This is a genomic window from Antribacter soli, from assembly GCF_021568775.1.
Taxonomy (GTDB): domain Bacteria; phylum Actinomycetota; class Actinomycetes; order Actinomycetales; family Cellulomonadaceae; genus Antribacter; species Antribacter soli.
This window is the reverse complement of record NZ_JAKGSG010000062.1, coordinates 32,308-57,696: the sequence shown is the minus strand read 5'-3', so window position 1 is coordinate 57,696 and position 25,389 is coordinate 32,308. Positions and strand designations below refer to the sequence as shown.

Genomic DNA, 25,389 nt, shown 5'->3' with positions numbered 1-25,389 from the left:
CCCACTCCACCTCGGACGAAAGGTCGCGGATGGCGACGCGGTCGACGCCGAGGCCGACCCGCCGTGCCGCCTCGGCGATGAACGGCGCCTTGTACTCCTGGAGGCGCGGGGGGGGGCCCCCCCCCCCCCCCCGCCCGCACGAGCACCCCCGGGGTGCTCGCGCGCGCGGCAGGCGGCCGCGCCCGGCGCGGGCCCCCGGCGCGAGAGCGCCGGGGGCCCGCGTCAGTGAGCGGCGTGCCGCGGCCATACGGCCGCGGGCGCCGTGCGTCAGCCGGCGTTCAGCTCCGCCTCCGCCGCGATGGCGTCCTCCAGCGCCTGCTGGAGCCGGTCCTGCGCCTCGCCGTAGGCGGTGAAGTCGCCGGCAGACAGCGCCTCGCGGCCGTCCGCCATCGCCTGGTTGGCCGCCTGGAGAGCGGCGTCGAGGCGGGCCGCCGCGTCCGTCGCGGTCGGCGACGGCTCGGTGGGCGACGGCGTCGGCGTGGGCTCGGTCGTGTCCGGCTCGGCCGGCGCGTCCGGCACCGTGGTGTCCGCCTCGCCGCCGGCGTCGCCCGCGGTCGCGCCGGAGTCGCCGCCGAACACCTGGTCCAGGGCTTCGTCGAGGGTCTCCGCGTACCCGGTCTGGTCACCGAACGCCACGAGCACGCGGCGCAGCAGCGGGAACTGCGTGCCGGTCGCGGACTGGATGTACACCGGCTGCACGTACAGGAGCCCGCCGCCGACCGGGAGCGTGAGCTGGTTGCCGCGGACCACGGCGGAAGAGCCGCGCTCCAGGATGTTCAGCTGCTCCGAGATCGTCGGGTTGGAGTCGAAGTTGTTCTGCACCTGGCCGGGGCCGGGCACCGTAGAGTCACGGGGCAGCTCGAGGAGCCGCAGCGTCCCGTAGCCCGGCGCGCGTGCGCCCGGTTCGGACCCGGCCTCGGCGTCGACCGCCAGGAACCCCGTGAGGATCTCGCGGTCGGTGTTGCCGCCTGGGATGAAGGTCGACGTCAGCGAGAAGGACGGCTCGTCCTGGCCCGGCATCTGCAGCGTCAGGTAGTACGGCGGCTGCAGCGGCTTGGTCGTCGCGGTCGACGTCGGGTCCTGCGGGTTCTCCCAGAAGTCCTGGCCGGAGAAGAACGCCCTGGCCTCGGTCACGTGGTACCGCGACAGAAGCTGGCGCTGCACCTTGAACAAGTCCTCGGGGTAGCGCAGGTGGTTCATCAGGTCGCCGGAGATCTGCGACATCGGCTCGATCGACGTGGGGAACACGTTCGACCACGCCTGCAGCACCGGGTCCTCGGTGTCCCAGGCGTACAGGGTGACCGAGCCGTCGTACGCGTCGACGGTCGCCTTGACCGAGTTGCGGATGTAGTTGATCTCCTGCGGCGCCTCGACGGCGCCGGCCTGCGCCAGCGTCAGGGCGTCGGTCGTGACCTCCTCCATCGGGGTGGAGGTGGCGTACGGGTAGTGGTCCGTGGTCGTGTAGCCGTCGATGATCCACTTGACGCGCCCGTCAACCACGGCCGGGTAGACGCGGTTGTCCAGGGTCAGGTACGGCGCGACCTTGGCCACGCGCGACTGCGGGTCACGGTCGTAAAGGATCTGCGACTCGGGCGTGACGCGGTCGGAGAACAGGATCTGCTCCTCGCCGAACTTCAGCGCGAACAGCGCCGTGTTCAGGAACGAGCCGACATTCGGGCCGGCGTCGATGCTCTCCGTGGGGAACGTCGTGTTGACCTGGTTGCCGCCCTGCTCGTCGTCCGCCTGGTAGTCCAGCTCCCACGGTTCCGTGCCGTCGGGCGCGCCGACGATCGAGTAGTCGGTCGTCTGCGGGCTGAAGTAGACGCGCGGCTCGTACTCCTCGCCGACCGTGAGCTCGCCCGTCGTGGGGATGCCCCCCTCGAAGAACGCGGGCCGGCCGTCGGGGCCCGGCTGGTTGCCGTACGCGGCGACGACGCCGTAGCCGTGCGTGTACACCGTGTGGTCGTTGACCCAGTTGCGCTGGCTGGCACCGAGACCGTCCAGGTTGAGCTCGCGGACGGCGATCACGGTGTCCCGGGACTGCCCGTCGATGGTGTAGCGGTCGACCGACAGGGAGTCCGAGAAGTCGTAGTACTGCTTGTTCTGCTGGAGCTGGCGGAACGACGGCGAGACGATCTGCGGGTCGAGGAGGCGGATCGACGCCGCCGTCTGCGCGTCCTCGCGCAGCGCGCCCTGCTCTGCCTCGGTGGTGGCGTCGTACTGCTGCTTCTCCACGCCGTCGATGGCGAATGCCGAGAGCGTCGCGTCGATGTTGCGCTGGATGTACTCGCTCTCGAGCTCCTGCGCGTTCGGGTTCACCTGGAACCGCTGCACCACCGCCGGGTAGATGCCGCCGATGGCGATCGCGGACACCACCATCAGCCCCACGCCGATGGTCGGCAGGCGCCAGTTGCCGCGGAACGCCGCGACGACGAACAGCGCCGCGACGAAGATCGCGACCACCGTGAGGATGCCCTTCGACGGGATCACGGCGTGCACGTCCGCGTACGACGCGCCGTCGAACTTGTCTCCGGCGGACGAGAGGATCGAGTACCGGTCGAGCCAGTAGTTCGCTGCGATGACGAGCAGCAGCGCGGCGCCGACGACCGCGAGGTGGACACGGGCCGCTGGCGTGGTCCGCGAGGCCGAGGCCGTCGCCGGCCCGACGCGCAGGCCGCCGTACAGGTAGTGCGTGATCACCGCGGCGATGCCGGAGATGACGACCACGGCCATGAGGAAGCCCACGACGAACCGGAGGGCGGGCAGCGTGAAGACGTAGAACCCGATGTCCATCCCGAACTGCGGGTCCTCCTGGCCGAACGGCACACCGTTCACGGCGAGCAGCACCGTGCGCCACTGCGCCGAGGCCGCGACTCCCGCGAAGAAGCCGACCATCACGGGCGCGGCCACCGTCACGACGCGCCGCAGCGGCTCGACGGCCTCGCGGTACTGGTCGAGCGTGGCCTGCTCCGGCGTGGACGGCGCGTAGACGGGCCGTGCGCGGTAGGCGAGCGAGAACGACAGGAACACGGTGCCCGCCATGACCGCGAACCCGGCCACGAAGAGCAGCGCACGCGTGCCCCACTCGGTCCAGATGACGTTCTGGAAGCCGAGCTGTCGGAACCAGAGCACCTCGGTCCAGAACTGCGCGAGCAGGAGGAGCCCGGCGATCACGACGGCGAGGACGACGATCGCCACCCCGAGCGGACTGCGGCGCCGTCCGGGGGCTTCGGACCGGCGGCGTGGTGCGGCGAAGGACACGGCTGCGTTACCTCACTACTTCTTCTTCGAGTGCGTGCTCGTCTGCAGAGGGGCCCGGTGGGCCCTCCTCGGTGCAACGGTCCGGCTTCGCACAAGGTTCCCACACACCACCGGCACGAACCCCTCAAGACGACCCTCCGCCGTCGGGCAGCCGTCCGCAAGGGCCTGCCCGATGCCGTGAGCCTCTCCCTGCCCTCCCGCTACTGCTGGGTGCAGGTGGGGAGCGTGTCGCCCTGGCCCGCGCCGATCGCGGTGACGGCGTCGCGGGCCTCGCCCAGGTTGGCGACCTTGACGACCCGCAGACCCTCTGGGACGTTGCCGACGACGCTCTCGCAGTTGCTCGCCGGGGCGAGGAACCATGCGGCGCCGTCGCGCACCGCGCCGTACATCTTCTGCTCGATGCCCCCGATGGGGCCCACCTCGCCGCTCACGTCGATGGTGCCCGTCCCGGCGATCACCGCACCGTTCGCCTCGTCCTCCCGCGTCATCCGGTCGATGATGCCGAGCGCGAACATCGTGCCGGCGCTCGGGCCGCCGATGTCGTCGATCTGGATCGTCACGTCGACCGGGAAGTCGTACTCGGGGTCGATGTAGAGGCCGAGCACGGCGCGACCGTCACCCTGGCCGGTCGTGATCCTGAGGTCCTGGTCGCTCCCGTCGCGCTGCACGCCGACGACGACGTCCGACCCGGGCGTGGTCTCCGCGAGGTCGGCGATCAGGCCCGCGTACGTCGAGACCGGCTCGCCCTGGAACGTCCGGACGACGTCGTCCGCCTCGACCTTGCCCTCGGAGCCGGAACCGGGCTCGATGGCCGCCACCCGGAGCGTCGCCGGCACGTCGTAGCCGAGCTCCGTCAGCGCCGCCGCCGTGGCCGCCTCCTGCGAGGACAGCATCTCGGCCTGGCTGAGCTCCTGCTGCTCCTCCTTGGTCGTCTCCTCCGGGAAGACCGACTCGACCGGCACCACGGAGCGCTGCGGGTCCAGCCAGCCCTGGATCACCTGGCCCGCCGTCATCTCGAAGCCCGGGCCGCCCGCCACGGACACCGTGGTCAGGCGCAGCTCGCCCGTCGAGTCGTAGGTCGGCGCGCCCTCGATCTGGATCAGCGGCGTGCCGCCCTGGGAGCCGAGCGTGTCCTCGGTGGGGCCGGGCGACCGCATCGCGTACGGGGCCGGCAGGACGAGGGCCCCCGCGGCAAGCAGTGCCGTGACCAGCAGAGAGACGCCGAGGGTGATGCTGCGGCGGGTCACGGGGGCCTCCTCGGGGGCGTCGTACGGGCCGGGGTAGCCCGAGCCGTGCGCGCCCAGGGCCCCGTAGGCTGGCTCGGGCCGCGGCCCCGGCTGGTGCAGGTCGCTCGACGTCACCGGGCCATCATCCCGTATCCGGCTGGGCGTGTGATGACAAGGCTGCGCCGTGAGCGAAGCGGGAACTCAGGGGGTGCCTCACGCGGTTACCGTGATGTTCCGGAGCGTCGAAGGTCGCGGGCCCGTCTGACGGGTGCGTGGCCCGGCAGCGCCCGCACCGAGCAAGGAGCGCCCGATGAGCCAGGTTCCCCCGCCCCCAGGCAACGGCCAGTCCTGGGAGGACATGTTGCGGTCCGTGCTGGGCGACGGCGCGGACGAGGTGCTCGCCGAGATGCGTGCCCGTGGCATCGACCCGTCGACGCTGGGCGGCGCGGCGGACCCCATGATGATGCAGCAGGCGCTCGCCCAGGTGCAGCGCCTGCTGTCCGAGCCCGGCACGGGGCCGGTGAACGCCGACGTGGCGCACGACATCGCCCGCCAGTTCGCCGTCGCAGAGGGCGGCGACCCGTCCCTCACGGGTGGTCAGGCGCGCGCCGTCACCGACGCACTGTCCGTCGCGGAGCTGTGGCTCGACGTCGTGACGGACCTGCCTCCCGCCGGCGGCGGCTCGCGCGCGTGGTCGCGGTCCGAGTGGGTCGAGGCGACCCTGCCCGCCTGGAACGCGCTCGCTGCGCCGGTCGCGGCGTCGGTTTCCGACGCCCTCGCGACCGTGCTGCACGACCAGCTCCCCGATGGCGTCGAGGACGGCGTGCCGCTGCCCGGCATGCCGTCGGGGGTGCTCGCGGGTCTCGGTGGCATCGACCCCGCGCAGATGATGCGGCGCCTCGGCTCCGCGGTGTTCGGCATGCAGGTGGGCCAGGCCGCCGGGACGCTCTCCCGCGAGGTGTTCGGCGCCACCGACATCGGTGTGCCGCTCCTCCACGACTCCCAGACCGTCCTGCTGCCCACCAACGTCGCCGCGTTCGCCGAGGGGCTCGACGCCCCGCTCGACGAGGTCCGGCTCTTCCTCGCCCTGCGCGAGTCCGCGCACGCTCGCCTGTTCACGCACGTCCACTGGCTGCGGGCACACCTGCTGGGGCTCGTCGAGCAGTACGCCCACGGGATCACGATCGACCTGTCCGCGCTCGAGTCGCAGATGCAGGACATCGATCTCGCCGACCCCGACGCCCTGCGCCGCGCGCTGTCCGGCGGCGTGTTCGGCCTGCAGAACACCGAGGCCCAGCGCGAGACGCTGCTGCGCCTGGAGACGGTGCTCGCCCTCGTCGAGGGCTGGGTGGACGAGGTCACGGCGACCGCCGCGCTCCCCCACCTGCCGCACGCCGTGCCGTTGCGCGAGATGATGCGCCGCCGCCGTGCCGCCGGGGGCCCCGCCGAGCAGACGTTCTCCACGCTCGTCGGCCTCGAGCTGCGGCCGCGCCGGTCGCGCGACGCCGCGAAGCTGTTCGCGATCGTCACCCGGGAGGGCGGGCCCGAGGCGCGCGACGCCGTCTGGGCGCACCCCGACCTGCTGCCCGGCACTGCCGACCTCGACGACCCGTCCGGCTACCTGGGGCGGCGCGCGGCGCTGGCCGCGGAGCATGCCGACGTGGACGCGGCGATCGAGGAGATCCTCGGGGAGGAGTGACGCTCGGGCTTCCTGCGCCGTCTCTCAGTTCTCGTCGGCCAGGTCCGAGCCCGTGCCGCCGTCCTGCGCGAAGGACGTGCCCTCGAGGAATCCGCGCGCCCGGTCGGTCCGCGGGTAGGCCTCGAGGATCTTCCAGAACTCCGGCCCGTGCCCGGCGTGCAGCAGGTGCGCCAGCTCGTGCAGCAGCACGTAGTCGAGGACCCAGCCGGGCATGCCCTGCACCCGGGTGGAGATCCGGATGGAGCCGTCGAGCAGCGTGCACGACCCCCAGCGCCGTCCCTGGTTGCCCGACCATCGAACGCTGCTGGGCCGCGCCTTGCCGTCCAGGTACTTGACCGACAGCTCCCGCGCCCTCGCGGCGAGCTCCTCGTCGGACGGCCGGCGACGGCGTTCCTTGTCCTCGAGCCTGGCCAGCATCTTGGCCACCCACTCCCGCTCCTGCGCCCGCGAGAAGCGCGCGGGAATCGCGACGATGGTTCGTTCACCGTCGCGGTAAGCGCTGACCGTGGCGGTTCGTCGGCGGCTCCGGCGCACCTCCACGGACGTCAGGGCGTCGTGGGCCACGGCACGACGGTAGCGGTTATCGGCCCCGGGTGGTCAAGAACACACCGGGAAACGGAAAGTTCGCCTAGGGCAAAGGGGGCGAACTTGCCTATTTGTTGCGTGGGCCCGTGGCTCGGCGGGCCGACGGCGGCCTGCGTCGTCCCGTTGTCGCCGGCCGATCCCCTGCAGAGGTGTGGATACCCGCCCGGGCGAGCTGGCGGCGTCGGGCAGAGTGGGCGGCATGGCTCCCCGAAGGCGCCCCGCGCCGCTCCGGCTCCGGCCTGGCACTCCCGTGCTCGCACGCGAGGGCGACGAGGTGCAGTGCGGCACCGACCCGCGCTGGGCGTTCGTGCTGACCGGCCTCGACCGCGCGGAGGCGGCCTGGCTGCGTGAGCTCGCCGAGCGACGGCACGTGCCGGTCGAGCAGGTGGCGGCCCGGTACGGCGTCGGCGTCGAGCGGCGGGACGCCATCGTCGACGTGCTCGTCCGCGCGGGGGTGCTCGTCCCACCGCCGGCCCCGGTGGGCACCGTCGTCGCCACGGCCGACGGTGCCGCCGACGCCGCTGCGCTCGGCATGCTGCGGCCCGACGGCGCGGGCCTCGCGACGCTCGCCGCGCGGGCCCGCCGCACCGTCGGGGTGGCGGGCCTCGGCAGGGTCGGCGCGTCGATCGCGACGCAGCTCGCGGCGGCGGGCGTCGGCACCCTCGTGCTGCACGACCCGCTGCCCGTCCAGACCACCGACCTCGGGCTCGGCGGCCTGCGACCCGCCGACGTGGGGCTCCCCCGCCACGAGGCGGTCCGCGCACTCCTCGCAGAGTGCGCCCCTCACGTCACGGTCGAGGTGGACGGCGTGGGCCGGGGCGACGACCTCGACGTCGTGGTGGTGGCCGAGTCGCACGCCCCGCAACCGGCGCGGTACCGACGTCTGATGGGCGCGGGCGTCGCGCACCTGCCGGTGGTGTGGCGCGAGGCAGACGTCCTGGTGGGGCCGCTCGTGCGGCCCGGCCGGAGCGCGTGCGTGTCCTGCCTCGAGCTCGGGCGGGCCGACGAGGACCGGCAGTGGCTGGTCCTCGCGTCGCAGCTCCGCGAGGCGCCCGAGCCGCCGCAGGAGACGACGCTCGCGGCGGTCGCCGCCGCGCTCGCCGTCGGGCAGGTGCTCGCGCTGCTGGACGGGCTCCGGCCCGCGACGGTCGGGGCATACCTCGAGGTCGCGCTGCCGTCGGGGCTGCCGCGCCTGGTGCCGGTGGCGCCGCACGCCCGGTGCGGTTGCCTCGCACTGCCGGACTGAGCCGCGGGCGAGCGGCGGGGTGAGCGGCGGCGTGGACCCGACGAGACAGAACGGTGGGCAGACGCCGGACGGGCCGGGAGGAACCCTGAGGTTCCTGCCCGGCCCGTCCCGTTGGCGTCAGGCGGCGACCGTCTCCGACTTGCGCGGCCGGCCGCGGCCCCGCTTCCGGGCGACGACGGCGCCGTCGACGAAGACCTCGCCACCCCACACGCCCCACGGCTCCTGCCGCTCGAGAGCGCCGGCGAGGCAGCCGTCGATCAGCGGGCAGGTCCGGCAGAGGGCCTTGGCCTGCTCGACCTGGGTGGTGTGCTCGGCGAACCACAGCTCCGGGTCGTGCGTCCGGCACGGGAGCAGGGTGTCCATCAGCCGGTCGAACTCGGTCGAGTCCGACGCGACGGTCGCGGCCTCGGCGGTGGCCAGGCGTTGAGGGGGGGCCCAGGGCCCGGAACCGCCCTGGGGGAGAGTGTCGAGGAGCGCAGTGAGGCGCACGGTTGTCTCCTGTGGTCCTGTTGCTTGAACGTCAGCGGTGAACGTCTATTCGGGGGAACAGGACCCCTGGCTCCTTCGCCGGCCGGCCCCTGGTGAGAGCCGGGGTGTTCCGGGCAAAGAATTGGCCGCGGGTCCCGAGTGGACTCCGCGGCCTGGAAAGCGTCGGTCTGCTAGACCGAAGCCACCCCTGGTGCGGAGCCGGGTGCGAGGACGATGGACGGGTTGACTCCCCCACGCACGCGCGCACGGAACGGTCGAATGCCATCAACTGCCAGCGCGTAGCCCGCAGTGACGTGCGCATTCGACGTCAGCATCTGCTTGTTCTCCATCGGGGTTCCCACCTCCTCGCTCTTCTCCGGGCCTGTGCCTCTCGGCAGCACCCATCGGTCAGGGACAAGTAGACCCTACGACCCCACCGTCGCCAGGGACAACTTATTTAACGGAACTTCTTCGAGAAACTTCACCGATGCCCGGAATCGGCTCCGCAGAGCCAATTCCGGACCGTCATCTCACACCGACGACGCCCCGCTCACGATCGCGAGAACCGTCGGCCCGTACTTGTCGATCTTCGCCGGGCCGATGCCGTTGACGCGCGCCAGGTCCGCGATGCTCGACGGGCGCACCTCGGCGATCTCCGCGAGCGTCGCGTCGGTGAGGATCGTGTACGCGGGCTTGTCCGTCTCGCGAGCGACCTCGAGGCGCCACTCCTTGAGCGCGTCGAACAGCGCGACGTCGTGCTCGCCGGTCAGGAGCGCCCGCGCACCGCCCTTCGGCCGCGCCTGACGGGCCGGCCGCCGGGACTCGTCGTCAGGCCACAGACCGTCGAGGAACCGCGTCCGCTTGCGCGTGGCCCGGCCGCCGGGGTTGCGGGACCTCGCGTACGAGAGCTCGAGGTACTCCCGCGCCCGCGTGATGCCCACGTACAGCAGGCGCCGCTCCTCGTGCACCGCCTCGTCGGTCTCCGCGAGGGAGATCGGCATGAGGCCCTCGCTCACGCCCACGAGGAAGACGGCGTCCCACTCGAGACCCTTCGCGGCGTGCAGGGACGCAAGGGTCACGCCCTCCACGGTCGGGGCGTGCTGCGCCGCGGCGCGCTCCTCGAGCTCCGTGACGAGCGTCGCGATCGTGGCCGGCGCGTCCGGCGGGGCGGCGCGGGCAAGGTCGTCCGCAAGTGCCACGAGCGCCTGCATCGCGTCCCAGCGCTCGCGCGCCGCACCGCGGGCGGCCGGCGGCTGGTGGGCCCAGCCCGCGGTGGCGAGGACGTCCCGCACGAGCTCGGTCATGGGCACCGTCGGGTCGGCAGAGCGGGCGGCGCCGCGGAGGAGCACGACCGCGTCGCGCACCTCCTTGCGCTGGAAGAACCTGTCGCCGCCGCGCACGAGGTACCCGATCCCGGCGTCGGCGAACGCAGCCTCGAACGCCTCGGACTGCGCGTTCGTGCGGTACAGCACCGCGATCTCGCTGGGTCGCGCCCCGTCGGCGATCAGGCGGGCCGCCCGGGATGCCACCGTTCGGGCCTCCGACTCGTCGTCGTCGTGCACGCTGAACGTGACGGGCGGGCCGGGCTTGCGCTGGGCGACGAGCTCGAGGGCCTGCGCCGCCCCGCGGCCCGCGCGCCGCAGCAGCTCGTTGGCGAGCCCGACCACCTGGGGCGTCGAGCGGTAGTCCCGGACCAGCCGGATCTCCTGCGCTTCGGGGTACGTGCGGCGGAAGCCGAGCAGGTGGCCCGGGCTGGCCCCGGTGAACGAGTAGATCGTCTGCGACGGGTCACCGACGACGCACAGCTCGTCCCGGCCACCGAGCCACTGGTCAAGGAGGTACTGCTGCAGCGGCGACACGTCCTGGTACTCGTCGACGACGAAGTGGCGGTACTGGCCCCGGACCTCGTCCGCGACGACGCGGTGGCTGGCCAGCATGTCCGAGAGCATGAGGAGCACATCCTCGAAGTCGATCGCCTCCCGCTCCGTCTTCACCTCCTCGTACGACGTGATGAGGCGGGCGACGGTCTGGTGGTCGTAGCCCGACGGCGCGTCACGGTCCCGCGCGCGGGCGGCGCGCTCGTAGTCGTCCGCAGTGATCAGCGAGACCTTGGCCCACTCCACCTCGGACGAAAGGTCGCGGATGGCGACGCGGTCGACGCCGAGGCCGACCCGCCGTGCCGCCTCGGCGATGAACGGCGCCTTGTACTCCTGGAGGCGCGGCGGCGCGCCGCCGACCACGCGCGGCCAGAAGTAGCCCAGCTGGCGCAGGGCGGCGGCGTGGAAGGTGCGTGCCTGCACGCCGGCCACGCCGAGCTCACGCAGGCGGGTGCGCATCTCGCCCGCGGCGCGCGCGGTGAACGTCACGGCGAGGACGCTCGTGGGCTTGTAGACGCCGGTCTGCACGCCGTAGGCGATGCGGTGCGTGATCGCGCGCGTCTTGCCGGTGCCCGCGCCCGCGAGCACGACGACCGGGCCGCGCAACGCGAGCGCGACCTCCCGCTGCTCAGGGTCGAGCGCCTCGAGGATGCTGTCGGGCCCCGCCGGGCGCCCGGGATGGGAGGCGGCAGGGACGGAGTTGGTCTGGGTGAACATCGTCTGCGATTCTCGCAGCCGTCACTGACATCCGTCAGCGCGTCGTCCACAGGCGCGCCGACGGCGGACGCCCGCCGCGCCCGCCCTGAAGGAGGAACCGATGACCGCAGCCACGCTGACCCCCGCCGAGGGCACCGTGCTCATGTACTCCACCACCTGGTGCGGGTACTGCCGGCGTCTGAGGACGCAGCTCGACTCGGAGGGGATCGCGTACACGGTCGTCGACATCGAGGAGCGGCCGGAGACCGCGGCGTTCGTGGAGGAGGTCAACGGCGGCAACCGCACCGTGCCGACCGTCGTCTTCCCGGACGGCTCCGCGGCAACCAACCCGTCACTTGCGGACGTGAAGGCCGCCCTGTCCCGCTGACGCGCGGCTGCCGGCTGCCGCGGTGACGCTGTGACGCGAGACCGGCGCCTCACGCCGGCCTCGCGGAGGTTGTGCCGTCGGCGTCGTCGATCTCGCCGCCGAACCACTCCTCGATCAGCGACCGCGCGATCGAGGCCCGGCCGGGCAGGCCGATCTCGCCCACGACCACCGCAGCGGCCAGCTCGTCGCGCGTGAACCAGCGGGCGTCGGCGAGCTCGTCGTCCGTGCGGATCGCCGTCGTGCGCGCCCGGGCGCGGTAGCCCAGCATGAGCGACGCCGGGAACGGCCACGACTGGCTGCTGCGGTAGACCACGTCGCCCGGCCCGGCGCCGATCTCGATCGCCGCTTCCTCGAGCACCTCGCGGCGGACGGCGTGCTCCGCGCTCTCGCCCGGCTCGACGAAGCCGGCGAGCACCGAGTACCGGCCGGGCGCCCACGCGGGCGCGCGGCCGAGCAGGAGCCGGTCGGCGTCGTCGACCACGGCCATGATCACCGCCGGGTCGGACCGCGGATACAGCTCGACGCGCTCCGCGGTGCAGCGGCGCACCCAGCCCGCCTGCTCGACCGAGGTCTCGGCGCCGCAGCGCGGGCAGCGCCCGGACACCGCGAGCCACGCGGCGAGCGCCACCGCCTCGACCGCCAGGCCCTGCTCCAGGTCCGTGGCGTGCTCGGACACCTCGCGGAGCCCCAGCCACGCGAAGCCCGAGGCGTCCGCCGCCTCGACGTCGCCGACCGGCTGGTCGCTCGGGTCCTGCGTCCCCTCCGCGAGGGCCAGGTCCTCGCCCGCCTCCGCGAGGACGCCGTCCTGTCCGGCCTGGCCGGGAACCTGGCCGGACCCGGGCGACTCCGGGGCTGGGCGGTCACGGAGCGCGGCGGAGGGTGCGGGCCGAGGAACGAGGTCCTCACCGCCGGCGGAGCACAGCGGGAGTACGACGTCGGCGTCGTCCGGCACCAGACGGGTGACGTACGCGAGGCCGCCGGCCTCGCCGAGGAAGAGGTGTTCGCGGGCCGGGACGTCCACGACGTCGTCGGGGGTGAACAGCCCGAGCCGATGCCCGACGGCACCCAGCGCGCCACCGCGCAGCAGCAGCACGCGGGTGGTCGGCAGGGTCAGGAGCTTGTCGACGAGGTCCGGCTCGGTGCGGCGGTGCGCCGCGCGGTCATGGGCGGTGCGTGCGAAGGGAAGGTCGAGCACGGCACGACGGTATCCCGGTCGCGGCCCCCCGCCGGCCGCTGTCCCGGGCCCGGTCCTGGCTCGCGTCCCGGCGGGGCTCCCGGACACACCCCGGGCATGTGTCCGCGTACCCAGGCGGCTGCTCTACCGTGGGCACGTGTCACGCACGCCGCTCGCTCTCGCCGCCCTCTCCACGGCCGCCGTCCCTGGGCTCGACGCCCGGTCGGTCCGTCAGGAGGAGCTGCCCGGCGACTACGACGTGGCCGTGGTGACCGGGCACGACGACCAGGAGTGGGTGATCCGCGCGCCGCGCACCACGGTTGCCGGCGCTGCCCTGGAGGCCGAGCTGGAGCTCCTGGACGCGCTGCGGCTGTACGTCGACACGGGTGTGCTGCCGTTCGTCGTTCCGCAGGTCGCGGGCTCCGCGCTGCTGCCCGAGGGCGGTCGGGCCGTGGTGCACCGCCGGATCGTCGGGGAGACGCTCGACGTCGAGCGGCTGCACGCCGGGCCGGGCCTGGCCGCCGACCTGGGGCGCGCGATCGCGGCGATCCACGAGCTGCCGACCTCGGTCGTCGAGGGCTGCGGGCTGCCGTCCTACAGCGCCGCGGAGTACCGCGAGCGGCGGCTCACCGAGGTCGACGAGGCCGCCAAGACCGGCCGCGTCCCGCCTACGCTGCTGCGCCGCTGGGAGGCCGCCCTCGAGGACGTGTCGCTGTGGAAGTTCCAGCCCGTCGTGGCGCACGGCGACCTCGCCGCCGACCAGGTGCTCGTGGACCGCGGTCGCGTCGTCGCCGTGTCCGCCTGGTCCGACGCGCGGGTCGCCGACCCTGCCGACGATCTCGCGTGGCTGCTCGTCGCCGCCCCGCTCGACGCCGTCGACTCCGTCATGGAGGCGTATCAGCTGCGGCGGACCGAGCTCAGCGACCCCCGGCTCGTCGACCGGGCGCTGCTCGTCGGCGAGCTCGCGCTCGCCCGCTGGCTCCTGCACGGCGTGCGGCACCGCCTGCCCGACGTGGTCGAGGACGCGACGAGCATGCTCGAGGACCTCGACGAGGCGACGCGCGACGACGGCTGAGCCGGAGATGCAGCGCAGGTTGGGTCCGCAGCGCAGCAAGGATCCCGCCCGCAGCGGAACCGCAGGCTCAGCCGTCAAACGGCACCGGCTGAGCCGGAGGTGCAGCACAGGGTGGGTCCGCAGCGCAGCAAGGATCCCGCCCGCAGCGGAACCGCAGGCTCAGCCGTCAAACGGCACCGGCTGAGCCGGAGGTGCAGCACAGGGTGGGTCCGCAGCGCGGCCACCCAACGCCCGTCAGGCCGACGCGGACGGGCGCACGACGTCCCGCCCGGCGATGAGCGACTCCAGCTCCTGCTCCGTCAGGAGCCGCTCCGGCCGCACCGTCGTGTCCGACCCGAGGTAGTAGAACGCTGCGCTGACCTGCTCCACGGGCATCTCCTTCCACCTGGCCCACGCGAGCCGGTAGACCGCGAGCTGGACCTCGCGCGCCGCCCGGGCAGCGGCGTCCAGGGGCTCGCGGCCCGTCTTCCAGTCGACGACGACGACGGCGCCCGGCCCGCGCTCCGGGTCGTCGAAGACGGCGTCCATGCGGCAGCGCAGCATGACGCCGCCGACAGGTGTCTCGACGTCCGCCTCCACGGCGACCGGGGTGCGCGCCGCCCACTCGGACCGCAGGAAGGTCTCGCGCAGCTTGTCGAGGTCGGCATCGGCCGGGAGGTCGTCGTCCTCGGCGCTCGGCAGGTCGTCGACGTCCAGCAGCGACGCGTGAGTGAAGTGCTGCTCCACCCACGCGTGGAGCTGGGTGCCGCGGCGGGCGTGCACCGTGGGCTGGTTCGGCACGGGGCGACGCAGTTGCAGCGCGAACGCGTCGCGGTCCGCGGCGAGCCGGACCAGGCCCGACGCCGACACGTGCGCCGGGAACAGCACCTCCCGGTCGGCGCGCGTGTCGCGCTCGGCGAGCAGCATGCGGGCGAGCTCGACCAGGTCGTGCCCGGCCCGGTCGCGCAGCATCCCGGCGGGCGCGGTGAGCGCCCCCAGGGCGCCGTCGAGGTCCGACAGGACGCTCTCCCGGGCCTCGGCGGCCGCCTCGACGAGCCCGGCCGTCGCCTGCAGCACGTCGCGCGCGGCCGGCGCCGTCGTCGCGCTCCGGGCGCCGTCCGGGTCTCCGGACGGCCAGACGGCCGTGGTCTCCTCGGCGTCGCGCGGGTTCTCCGCGTCGGGCTCGGGCATCGCGGCCCAGGAGTCGGCGGCGACCAGGCCGGCCTCGACCAGCTCCACGAGGAACGGCGACGGCGTGCGCGGCCGGCTCGACGTGCCCCACCACGCACCCGTCAGGCGCAGCTCACGGCGGGCCCGGGTGAACGCCACGTACGCGAGCCGCCGCTCCTCCGCGAGCCGGTGCTCGGCGCACTCGGCCTTGAACTCGTCGCGGCGGGCGACGAGGTCCTTCGTGTCCGACGCCAGGTCGTGCCGCAGCTGCGGCAGGTCGGCCGCGTCGCCGCGCAGGTGGTACGGCAGCTCGCCGGGGTCGCTCAGCCAGCCGCTCGAGCTCTCGCCCGACCGGGCACCCTTGTCCCACGTGGGGAACACGCCGTCCACCAGGCCCGGCACGGCCACCACGTCCCACTCCAGGCCCTTCGACGCGTGTGCGGTGATCACCTGCACCGCGTCCGGGTCGGGCTCGCGGACCGGCATGTCGAGGCCGCGCTCGCGCGCGCCCGCGACCCCCAGCCAGCCCAGGAACGCGCCGAGCGTCGCCACGTCCGCAGACTGAGCGAACGACGCGGCGACGTCGCGGAAGCCGTCCAGGTGCTCCCGTCCGCGCTCGCTCACCGCGCCGGCGACGCCGGCACCGGTCAGCGCGACGGCCGTCGCCGCCTCCACGTCCAGCCCGAGCGCCCGCTCGGCCTGCACCACCAGCTCGGGAAGCGACAGGTACGTCAGGCCGCGCATCTCGCGCAGGACCTCCGCCAGGGCGGTCAGGCGCCGGTGCCCGTCGGCCGTGAGGACGCGGCCGTCGCGAGCGGGCCGACCCGGCTCCGGGAGCTCGTCGAGCGCGTCCACGATCGAGCGGTGGTCCACCACGTCGCCCTCGACGACGTCCGGCACGTCGGTCACGCCCGCGTCGCCGGTGGTCCCCGAGGCCCCGGTGGTTCCCGCCGCCGCGGCCCTGGCCCGGGCGCGTTCGGCGGCGGCCCGGCGGGGGTCGTCGAGGCGTGCGACGTCCGCGGCCCACGAGCCGAGCGCATGCAGGTCGGCCGCCCCGAGGTTGACCCGGGGGCCGGTGAGCAGGCGCAGCAGCGAGTCGCCGCGCGACGGGTCGTGCGCCGCCTCGAGGAGCGCGACGACGTCCACGACCTCCGGCGTCGACAGCAGGCCGCCCAGGCCGACCACCTCGACCGGCAGGCCGCGCCGCCGCAGCGCCACCTCGACGGCGGCGAACTGCGAGCGGGCGCGGCACAGGACCGCGGCGGTGACCCTGCCCTGCGGGTCGGCGCCGGGTCGCCACCGCTCCGCGACCCACTCGGCGACCGCCTCGGCCTCCTCCTCGCTCGTTGCAGCCACGTGCGCGGTGACCACGCCCGCACCGGCGCCGGGACGCAGGTCGAGCGGCGGCACGTGCACGCCCGTGCCGCCCGCCCGCAGGGGCCCGGACACGACGTTCGCGGCCGCGAGCACTGTCGCGTCGTTGCGCCACGACGTCGACAGGTAGTGCACCGCGGCCCGGATGCCGTCATCGCGCCGGAACCTCTCGGGGAACCGCGCCAGGCCGGACGCCGACGCCCCGCGCCAGCCGTAGATCGACTGGTGCGGGTCACCCACCGCGGTGACAGGGTGCCCGTCGCCGAACAGGCCCGCCAGCAGCTCCACCTGCGCGTAGGAGGTGTCCTGGTACTCGTCGAGCAGCACCACGGCGAACCGGGCGCGCTCCGCAGCGCCCACCTCGGGCACCGTCCGCGCGAGATCGGCTGCGAACGCGATCTGGTCGCCGAAGTCGAGTGCCTCGGCGATGCGCTTGCGCCGCCGGTACTCGACCACCAGGTCGACGAGCCGCGCACGCTCCGCGACCGCGCCGATGAGCTTGTCCACCTCCTGCGTGCGCTTCTTCTGCCGCGGTCCCAGTGGCAGCGCCTCCAGGTCCTCGGCCATCTCCGTGAGGCGGTCGCGCGCCTGGGCGGGGTCCAACAGGTGCTCGCCGAGCGCGCCCGACAGGGCCACGACCGCGCCGACGACGCTGCTCACCGCCCGGTCCGTCCCCAGGTCGTCGGCCCACGACTCCACCACCTGCGACGCGAGCTGCCACTGCTCGGCCTCGCCCAGCAGGCGCGCGCCCGGCTCGACGCCGAGCCGCAGCCCGTGGTCCGCCACGAGGGACGCCGCGTACGCGTTGTACGTGGCCACCGTCGGACGGTCGAGGTCGAGCCCTGCGAGCGCCTCGCCCGACGACTCGCCCAGGACCCGCCCGAGCTGCGCCAGCCGTGTCTGGACGCGTGCGGTGAGCTCGCCCGCCGCCTTGCGAGTGAACGTCAGGCCCAGCACCTGCTCCGGTTGCACGAGCCGGTTCGCGATGAGCCAGACGACACGTGCGGCCATCGTCTCCGTCTTGCCCGACCCGGCGCCGGCGATGACCAACGCCGGCTCCAGCGTTGCCTCGATCACCTCGACCTGCTCGTCGGTGGGCTCCGGTCGACCGAGCAGCCGGGCGATGTCGCGCGCCGACAGCCGTCGCTCGACCCGCGCGGCTCCGCCCGGCACCCCGCCGTCCGACAGCCCGCCGCCCGGCACCTCGACGCCCGGCTCGATGTCGCCCAGCGCGCGACGCTGGGTCTCGAGCAGCGCCTCGGCCTCCCGCCGGCCGCCGACGGCGCCGGGGCCGCCGCTCGCGTCCCCGTCGAGGAAGCCGTCGTCGAGGAAGCCATCGCCGAGAGAACCGTCGTCGAAGAGGCCTGCGCCGCCCTGCCCCGTCATCCCTCGACCACCTTCCGGCCCTCGGGCTGGAGCGGGCACGACCGCCGCACGCCGCACGAGTCACACAGCTCGTTCGCGCGCGCGGTGAACGACGCCGCCGCCATCGTGTCTGCGGCGCCTTCCACCGTGTCGCGGGCCCAGCTCGCGCCGTCCGGGTCCGGGGCGAGCGGGGGCTGGTCACGCACGCTCGCCCCCTTGGTGTCCGTCCCGACGTAGACCAGGCTCGCGCCCTTGCTCACCGTTCCCTCGGGCAGGTCGAGCGCCCCCTCCTCGACCGCGAGCTGGTACGCCCCGAGCTGCGGGTTCCCGGCGGCCTTCTCCTTGCTGGCCGCCGACCGGCCCGTCTTGAGGTCGGCGACACGCACGGCGCTGTCGCCCGCCTCCTCGACCCGGTCGACCTGGCCGCGCAGGCGGGCGCGACCCACCGGCAGGTCGAAGTCGGCCTCGACGAGCAGCGGCTCCCCTGCCCCGGCGAGGTAGTCCGCGAGTCGCTCGACCATGCGCTCCGCCCGCCTGCGGAGCTGGCGCGACGGCCAGCCCTCTGGCAGCGCCAGCTCCGGCCAGCGACGGTCCAGCTCGGTCCGCAGCTCGGTCAGCGAGCCCTTCGGCAGGTTCTGCGCGATCGAGTGCAGCAGCGTGCCGAGCGTCTGGTGCGTCGCGTCGGGGGCGGTGCCACCCGCGGACTCGAACGCCCAGCGCAGGGCGCACGTCGTCACCGTCTCGACCTTCGACGGGGACACGGTCACCACGTCCTGCGGTCCCCACAGCGGGGTGCCGCTCGACACGCCGGCGACGCCGTACCAGGTCCGGGGGTCCGCCTCCCGCACGCCCGCGGCCACGAGGTCGGCGAGCAGCACGGCGGCGGCCGCGCTCTCGGGCGCGACCGCGTCGAGGAGGCTGCCTCCGGCCGGGGAGTCCTCGCCCGCCCCCCGCGTCACCGCGGCGACGAGCTCTGCCCGGGCCGACGCGACGATGCCGCGCAGGTCCAGCGGTGGCCCGACGGGCACCCGGCGCGGATCGGGCCCCTCGCCGTCGTCCCCGCGCGGCGACACGAGGTCGCAGAACACGCTCGGAGCATCCTCCATGTCCTCGACCGCGGTCACCAGCAGCCGGCGGCGCGCCCGCGACGTCGCCACGGCGAACGCTCGCAGCTCGTCCGCCAGCACCTGGCGACGAGCCTCGGAGCCGACCGCCCGGCCGTCCGCCGACCGCCCCGCGAGCAGCTCGACGAGCGCCTGGGAGCCGAGCAGCGAGTCGCGCAGGCGCAGGTCCGGCCACACGCCGTCCTGGACGCCCGCCACGACGACGACGTCCCACTCCCGGCCCGCCGCGCCCGCCGGGGTGAGCGCCTCCACCGCAGCCGTTCCCGAGGCCGAGGCGGCCAGCGAGTCGGCCGGCAGGTCCTGCGACGCGAGGTAGTCGACGAACGCACCGACCGGCGCGCCAGGCATGCGGTCCACGAACGTCTCGGCCGCCCGGAACAGGGCGAGCACGGCATCGAGGTCGCGGTCGGCGCGCAGGCCTGCCGGCCCGCCCGCGAGCGCCGCGTTCCGCCACCGGTCCGCCAGCCCGGTCGCCGCCCACACGGCCCACAGGACGGTCTGCGCCGTGGCCCCCGGCTCGGCCGCGGCCTCGCGCCCGGCCGCCAGGACGCGCGCCACCGCCACCGGGCCGCGCCGCACGAGCGGCGGCAGCGTGGCGGCGCGCGCCGGGTCGCCCAGCACCTCGACGAGCAAGGCGTCCGACGTGCGGCCGCCGCCGCCCGTGAGCTCCTCGGCCCGCAGCGCCCGGCGCAACCGCCTGAGCGCCACGGCGTCGAGACCGCCGACCGGCGACGTGAGCAGGAGGGCGGCGGTGTCCGGGTCGAGGAACGGCTCGGCGTCGCCGAGCTCCCCGGCGAGGAGGGCCTCGAGGCTGCCGCGCGGCGCACCGGCGCACGACCGCACGGCGGCGAGGAGGGGCGCCACGGCCGGCTCGTCGCGCAGCGGCAGGTCGGAGCCGAGCAGAGCGACCGGCACCGACGCCGCCACGAGCTCACGCCGGAGCGCCGCGAGCCGGCTGCCGCTGCGTGCGATCACGGCCATCCGCTCCCACGGCGTCCCGTGCAGCAGATGCTCGGCACGAAGCTCTCGGGCGACCCACGCCGCCTCCTGCGCCGCGCCTGCGAGGACCGCCACCTGCACGGCCGGGACCACGTCGGCCCCGGCGCCCGCCTCTTCCGCGCCGGACTCGGCCGCCGTCTCGCTCCGCGCCTGCGCCCGCCGGTGCAGCACGCTCGCGAGGACCGGGATTCTCGCGGTCGTGGCCTGCGTCACGGCCCGCAGCTCCGCACCCTGCCGCCACGCCGTGCCGAGCACCGTGGTGTAGGCGCCGAACGTGCCGAGGTGGCCGGTGCCGAGCCCGTCGCGGGTACCACCCGGGCGGGAGGGGGCGCCGGCCCGGCCGACGAGCACGGGGGCGGCGCCGCGGAATCCCTGCACCGCGGAGTCGGGGTCGGCGAGCAGGACGAGGCGCGCACCGTCGTCGTGCAGGACGTGCAGGAGGCGAGCCGTCGCCGCCGTCGCCTCCTGGTAGTCGTCGACGACCACGAGGTCCCACGTCGGCCGCGGGACGCCCGGGAGGTCCTCCTCCCACGACTGCAGGGCGTGGGCCGCCTCGTCCACCACCACGGCGGGGTCGTACCTCGCGCCGGAGTCCGGCGTGCCCAGCCGCAAGGCGGTGACGTCCAGGTACTCCTCGTAGAGCTGGGCTGCCAGCACCCACTCGGGACGGTCGTGCCGCACCCCCAGCTCGTGCAGGTCCACCGGCTCGAGGCCGCGCTCCGCGGCCCGCATGAGCAGGTCGCGCAGCTCCTGGCGCAGCCCCCGCAGGCCGAGCGCCTCCTCGGGCAGGCCGGGGGGCAGGACGAGCGGCGCCCCCTCCCCCGCGGCGTGCCCGGCGAGGAGCTCCGCCAGCACGAGGTCCTGCTCGGGGCCCGAGACGAGCGTGGGCGGCGGGTCGCCCTGGAGGGCGGCCCGCGTGCGGAGCACCGCGAACGCGGCGGACGGCCCCGTACGAACCATCGGGTTGCCGACCGTGCGGCCGGCCTGGGCCGCCACCTGGTCGCGCAGGCGGGCGGCGGAACGGCGCGTGGCGGCCAGCACGAGCACGCGCGACGGATCGAGCCCGCCGGTGGTCAGCGCGCGCACGGCGACCGCCGTCGCGACCGTCGTCTTGCCCGTGCCGGGGGCGCCCACGACGAGCGTGACCGGGTGCGCGAGGGCCGCCGCGACGGCGGCCTCCTGCGTCTCGTCGGGGATGACGGCGACGGTGCCGTCCGGGTCGGCCCCGGGCGGCACCAGTCGCAGGCTGCGTTCGACGGTCACGGTCACGTCGTAGATGGAAGCACGAGCCACCGACACCGCCGGCCGACGCGCGCCGCGCCGCCCGGTACGCCCGGATCGTCCTAGGGTCGTGGCCAGCCGTTCGGCAGGCAGCCCTGCGTCGAGAGCGTCTGCTGCACCATCACCGGCGCCAGGGCGCCGGGGGCCGGGCACTCGTCGTGGTGGTGCCCCAGCACGTGCCCGACCTCGTGGTTCACCAGGTACTGCCGGTAGGCGACGGCGTCCGGCCCGAACGCCTCGGCGCCGTTGACCCAGCGGTCGAAGTTGAGGATCGCCGCGCTCGTGGTGCCGCAGGAGAGCTCGCCGGCCGTGTCGAGCGGGGCGCACAGGGCGTCGGTCGTCGCCGGGCTGGACAGGATGACGCCGACATCGGGCGTCTCACCGTCGGTCCGGGCGAACGTCACGCCGTCGACACCGGACCATCCGCGCGGGTCGTTCAGCGTCGTCAGCACGGCCTCGGCGAACACCGCCAGGTCGACCGGGAGTCCCTTCTCGACCTCGACGCGCACGGTCAGCACGGTGCCCTGGCCGGGCGCGGGCACCGACCCCGCAGCGACCACCAGCTCTCCGGACAACGCGGGCTCGACCATGCGCCCGAGGAGGCCGGAGCCGGGCTCTGCGGTCGGGCTCGGCGACGGGGCCGGGGGCGGCGACTTCTCCAGAGCGAGCACGGCCCGTCGCGCGGGCGGCTCGATGCCGGACCCGCTCGGCACCGGCCCGGGCTCGGGCGCCTCGGCCGCCAGCACCGCCCCGCGGTCGGACGCCTGCTCGGCCTCTTTCAGAGGTTCCGGCGGCGTCTGGCGTCCGGCGCCGCTCGCGGCCTCGACGACCTCGCGCACCGTGTCCACGGCCTGCGGTCCGAGGTGGCGGTCGACCAGGCCCGTCACGGCCAGCCGTGACGCCTCGGGCGCCTGCGACGCCATCGCCACCACGCCGCCCAGCAGGCCGGTCACCAGGCACGCGGAGAGGGAGACCGCGGCAGCCACCGGCCGACGTCGGGCCCGGCGCCCCGCGCCACGCACGACGCGGGCACCGGCACGCCGGACCATCCGCAGGCCAGCCCGCCGTGCCCTCCTCGAAGGCGCTGCCGGGTCCGGGTCCGGTGCGCCGTCCGGTGACGTCGCAGGGGTGTCCACGCCGACCATGGTGCCATGGGCCTTCCCGAACGTCGCGAGCACGCCCTTTGCCGGGTTTCGCCAGACTCGCGTGGGCCTGCGCCACGCCGTCGCACCGCCCGCCACACCGTCCGGATCTCCCCTGCCGCCACGCCCTAATCGGCCCATGGCGAAACCGCCCGCCCGGGCCGTGGCCCGTGGCTAGGATCGTGACGCCGGGGCTCCCCGGCACCCTGGCGAAGGAGAGAACGTGGAAGTCACCATCGGTGTGCAGAACCTGCCGCGCGAGCTGGTCATCGAGACGGACCTGACCGCTGACGCCGTCGCGACCGCCGTGCAGAAGGCCATCGCAGGCAGCGCCCTCGAGCTCACCGACACGCGCGGGCGCCGTCTCATCGTGCCCAGCGCGACCATCGGCTACGTCGAGATCGGCTCGGAGGAGCAGCGCCGGGTCGGCTTCGGCTCCCTCTGACAGCAACCCCGGTCCCGGCGCCGCCGGGCCGGGGTGCCTGTCGGCGCGTGGGGCTCAGGCCGCCATGCCGAGTCGGTCCATCCGCCGGGTGTGCTCGGCGGTGAGCCGGGAGAACATCCAGGCCTGGGCGTCGCCGCCCGACGTCGGACGCCCGCCCGCCTGCGCCGTCACGCCCTCGGGCGCCTGCCCGTCGCCCGAACCGCCCGCGCCCGAGGCAAGCACCCGTGCGGAGGCCACCGCTCCGGCGTCGGGCACCGCCGTGAGCTGCGTGCGAGCCGCCCCGACGAGGGCCGTGAGCTGCGGTCGCGTGGCGAGCAGGCGCTGGGCCACGCCGAGCGCCTCTCCCACGACCCGGCGCCCCCAGAGCGCGAGCCGCGCCGCGAGAACGGAGTCGCCGGACACCGCGTCGGCGAGCAGGTCCGCGAGCCCCGCGTCGAGCTCGGCGCCGTCGAGGACGGCGAGCACCTCGTCGCGGGCCTCCGGAGGCAGGCCGTGGGCTGCGGTGCGGCACAGGTCGCCCGCCACCGCGTGCCCCACGTAGGCCTTGACGACGGCCTCCCACCAGTTCATCGGGACCGTGCGCGCATCGAAGTCGTCGAGGAGTCCGTCGAACGGGCCCATCGCGGCCTGGGCGTCCGCGCCGTGCCGGGCAGCGAGGGCGAGGGCCGCGGTCTGCCGGACGATCACGCCGGCCGCGAGGCCGGCCACGCGCTGGCGTACGGCCAGGCCCGGCGCGCCCGCCGCCTGGCTCGCGACGAGGGAGAACGCCCCCAGGTCGGTGTAGGCGGCGAGCCCGAGGACCTCGAGAACGTCGTCGGCGTTGACTCGGGCGTCGCGCTGTTCGGTCACACTGTCAGGATACGGTCGTCGTCGCCGCCTCCACCGGCGCGTCGCCCCCGGCGTGCCGTCCGCGCCACGCCGGGCCGGGTGTGACCCTGCACGAACCCCGCCGGACGATAACCCTGTCGAAACAACGTGCGCGTACCATGACGCTGTACATCGGTTGCCCGGTCGTCACGTTCCGACCCCCGAACCTGTGCTCCGGCCAACAGGTCGCCCCGCAGGACGCGCAGCCGTAGCCCTTCGAGGCCGCGGCGCGCGACGAGATTCCACGATCGGCTGCCGCACGCACGGCGCGAGAGCCGGGCCCGCTGCCGGGCCTGCCGCGCCGAAGAGAGATGAAGGCGCCAGTGACCACCACAGACACACCGGCCGCGACCGCGGCTGTTACCGACCCGGTTTCCAGTACGAGCTCCTCGATCCAGGCCCAGGATGTCAGCTTCGCCGACTTCGGCGTCCGGCCCGAGATCGTCGCGGCCCTCGCGGACGCCGGGATCACCCACCCGTTCCCCATCCAGGCGATGACCCTGCCGGTCGCGATGTCGGGTCACGACATCATCGGCCAGGCCAAGACCGGCACCGGCAAGACGCTGGGCTTCGGCGTCCCGCTGCTGAACCGTGTCGTCGCCCCGGGCGAGGAGGGCTACGACCAGCTCGTCGGCCCGGGCAAGCCCCAGGCGGTCGTGGTCGTCCCGACCCGCGAGCTCGCCGTGCAGGTCGCGAACGACCTCGCCACCGCGTCGGCGAAGCGCTCGGTCCGCATCGTGCAGGTGTACGGCGGTCGCGCGTACGAGCCGCAGATCGAGGCGCTGCGCACCGGCGTCGACGTCGTCGTCGGCACGCCGGGCCGCATGATCGACCTGCTCAACCAGGGCCACCTGACCCTGCTGCGCGCCAACACCGTGGTCCTCGACGAGGCCGACGAGATGCTCGACCTCGGCTTCCTGCCCGACGTGGAGAAGATCCTCGCGCAGACCCCCGCGCAGCGGCACACGATGCTGTTCAGCGCGACGATGCCCGGCGCGGTGGTCAGCATGGCCCGCCGCTACATGAAGCAGCCCACGCACATCCGCGCCGCCGAGCCGGACGACGAGGGCGCGACCGTCAAGAACACGAAGCAGGTCGTGTACCGCGCCCACGCGCTCGACAAGGTCGAGGTCCTCGCCCGCATCCTGCAGGCCGACGGCCGCGGCCGCACCATCGTGTTCGCGCGCACCAAGCGCACGGCGGCGAAGGTGTCGGACGACCTGCGCGAGCGCGGCTTCGCCGCCGGTGCCATCCACGGCGACCTCGGCCAGGGAGCGCGCGAGCAGGCGCTGCGCGCGTTCCGCAACGCCAAGATCGACGTGCTCGTCGCCACCGACGTCGCGGCGCGCGGCATCGACGTCGAGGACGTCACGCACGTGGTGAACTACCAGTGCCCCGAGGACGAGCGCACGTACCTGCACCGGATCGGCCGCACCGGCCGCGCCGGGAACTCGGGCACAGCGGTCACGTTCGTCGACTGGGACGACATGCCGCGCTGGTCCCTCATCGACAGGACGCTCGCGCTCGGCCTCCCCGAGCCGGTCGAGACCTACTCGACGTCGCCACACCTGTACACCGACCTCAGCATCCCGGCCGGCACCAAGGGCCGGCTCCCCAGGTCGGAGCAGAGGCTCGCCGGCCTCGACGCCGAGGAGCTCGAGGACCTCGGCGAGACGGGCAAGCGGACCACCCGGTCGGCCCCGCCGCGCACCGGCGGCGGTCGCGCGCCGCGTACGGGCTCGCACTCCACGGCGGCCGACGGCGGCCGGTCGCCTTCGCGCGAGGGCGACCGCCCGGCGTCGAGCACCCGGGCCGAGTCGCCCGGCGGAGACGGCGACGGTGACGCCGCGCGCCGCCGGTCCCGCAGCCGCCGGCGCACCCGCGGTGGCCGCCCGGGCGAGAACGGGCCGGCCACGACAGAGGCCTGAGCTGCTCGACGGCACCTGAC

16 protein-coding genes are annotated in these 25,389 nt (G+C 74.7%); 6 read left to right on the top strand and 10 right to left on the bottom strand.

Annotated features, from left to right (window positions below):
- Positions 1-267: 267 nt before the first annotated feature.
- Both L1785_RS21310 and L1785_RS21305 read right to left on the bottom strand, forming a co-directional pair.
- Positions 268-3,261: a UPF0182 family membrane protein gene (locus L1785_RS21310; protein WP_236091260.1), complete on the bottom strand. Its 2,994-nt coding sequence runs from the start codon at positions 3,259-3,261 to the stop codon at positions 268-270.
- Positions 3,262-3,461: 200 nt separating this feature from the next.
- Entirely contained in the window at positions 3,462-4,622 is a 1,161-nt protein-coding gene (locus L1785_RS21305) for a YlbL family protein (RefSeq protein WP_308113397.1), read from the bottom strand.
- A gap of 175 nt (positions 4,623-4,797) precedes the next feature.
- Between L1785_RS21305 and L1785_RS21300 the strand changes: the two genes are divergently transcribed.
- Positions 4,798-6,186, top strand: coding sequence for a zinc-dependent metalloprotease (locus tag L1785_RS21300; protein WP_236091259.1), 1,389 nt, complete (start codon positions 4,798-4,800; stop codon positions 6,184-6,186).
- Between the two features lie 24 nt (positions 6,187-6,210).
- On the opposite strand, the gene L1785_RS21295 is transcribed toward L1785_RS21300, so the two are convergent.
- On the bottom strand, positions 6,211-6,750 hold the full coding sequence (locus L1785_RS21295; protein WP_236091258.1) for a SprT-like domain-containing protein: 540 nt from the start codon (positions 6,748-6,750) through the stop codon (positions 6,211-6,213).
- Between the two features lie 220 nt (positions 6,751-6,970).
- On the opposite strand from L1785_RS21295, the gene L1785_RS21290 reads away from it, so the two are divergent.
- Positions 6,971-8,017, top strand: coding sequence for a ThiF family adenylyltransferase (locus tag L1785_RS21290; protein ID WP_236091257.1), 1,047 nt, complete (start codon positions 6,971-6,973; stop codon positions 8,015-8,017).
- Between the two features lie 117 nt (positions 8,018-8,134).
- Here L1785_RS21290 and L1785_RS21285 read toward each other — a convergent pair whose 3' ends face one another.
- Together L1785_RS21285 and L1785_RS21280 are read right to left on the bottom strand one after the other, a co-directional pair.
- Positions 8,135-8,506 carry a WhiB family transcriptional regulator gene (locus L1785_RS21285; protein ID WP_308113396.1) on the bottom strand — a complete coding sequence of 124 codons (372 nt, stop codon included), beginning with the start codon at positions 8,504-8,506 and terminating at the stop codon, positions 8,135-8,137.
- Between the two features lie 509 nt (positions 8,507-9,015).
- Positions 9,016-11,079: an ATP-dependent helicase gene (locus L1785_RS21280; RefSeq protein ID WP_236091256.1), complete on the bottom strand. Its 2,064-nt coding sequence runs from the start codon at positions 11,077-11,079 to the stop codon at positions 9,016-9,018.
- Between the two features lie 100 nt (positions 11,080-11,179).
- On the opposite strand from L1785_RS21280, the gene L1785_RS21275 reads away from it, so the two are divergent.
- Complete coding sequence (locus tag L1785_RS21275) at positions 11,180-11,446, top strand: mycoredoxin (RefSeq protein WP_236091255.1); 267 nt, start codon at positions 11,180-11,182, stop codon at positions 11,444-11,446.
- Between the two features lie 49 nt (positions 11,447-11,495).
- Here the strand turns inward: L1785_RS21275 and nudC are convergent, their stop codons facing one another.
- Positions 11,496-12,641, bottom strand: a complete 1,146-nt coding sequence (gene nudC, locus L1785_RS21270; protein ID WP_236091254.1) for an NAD(+) diphosphatase — start codon at positions 12,639-12,641, stop codon at positions 11,496-11,498.
- A gap of 136 nt (positions 12,642-12,777) precedes the next feature.
- Here nudC and L1785_RS21265 point away from each other — a divergent pair, with 136 nt between their 5' ends.
- Positions 12,778-13,695 (top strand): phosphotransferase, encoded by a 918-nt coding sequence (locus L1785_RS21265; protein WP_236091253.1) that lies wholly within the window; start codon positions 12,778-12,780, stop codon positions 13,693-13,695.
- A gap of 234 nt (positions 13,696-13,929) precedes the next feature.
- Here the strand turns inward: L1785_RS21265 and L1785_RS21260 are convergent, their stop codons facing one another.
- From L1785_RS21260 to L1785_RS23320, 3 genes are all read right to left on the bottom strand, one after another.
- Complete coding sequence (locus tag L1785_RS21260; RefSeq protein WP_236091252.1) at positions 13,930-17,604, bottom strand: ATP-dependent helicase; 3,675 nt, start codon at positions 17,602-17,604, stop codon at positions 13,930-13,932.
- Positions 17,601-20,969 carry an ATP-dependent helicase gene (locus tag L1785_RS21255; RefSeq protein ID WP_372461897.1) on the bottom strand — a complete coding sequence of 1,123 codons (3,369 nt, stop codon included), beginning with the start codon at positions 20,967-20,969 and terminating at the stop codon, positions 17,601-17,603. Before L1785_RS21255 ends, L1785_RS21260 begins: the two co-directional genes overlap by 4 nt.
- Positions 20,970-21,049: 80 nt before the next feature.
- Positions 21,050-22,123, bottom strand: coding sequence for a DUF3152 domain-containing protein (locus L1785_RS23320; protein ID WP_236091251.1), 1,074 nt, complete (start codon positions 22,121-22,123; stop codon positions 21,050-21,052).
- A 229-nt stretch (positions 22,124-22,352) separates the two neighbouring features.
- On the opposite strand from L1785_RS23320, the gene L1785_RS21245 reads away from it, so the two are divergent.
- Positions 22,353-22,574 (top strand): DUF3107 domain-containing protein, encoded by a 222-nt coding sequence (locus L1785_RS21245; RefSeq protein ID WP_236091250.1) that lies wholly within the window; start codon positions 22,353-22,355, stop codon positions 22,572-22,574.
- 54 nt (positions 22,575-22,628) lie between these two features.
- Here L1785_RS21245 and L1785_RS21240 read toward each other — a convergent pair whose 3' ends face one another.
- Positions 22,629-23,423, bottom strand: a complete 795-nt coding sequence (locus tag L1785_RS21240) for a ferritin-like fold-containing protein (RefSeq protein ID WP_236091249.1) — start codon at positions 23,421-23,423, stop codon at positions 22,629-22,631.
- A gap of 329 nt (positions 23,424-23,752) precedes the next feature.
- Between L1785_RS21240 and L1785_RS21235 the strand changes: the two genes are divergently transcribed.
- A complete protein-coding gene (locus L1785_RS21235) occupies positions 23,753-25,369 on the top strand; it encodes a DEAD/DEAH box helicase (protein ID WP_236091248.1) in 1,617 nt (538 codons plus the stop codon).
- Positions 25,370-25,389 lie beyond the last annotated feature (20 nt).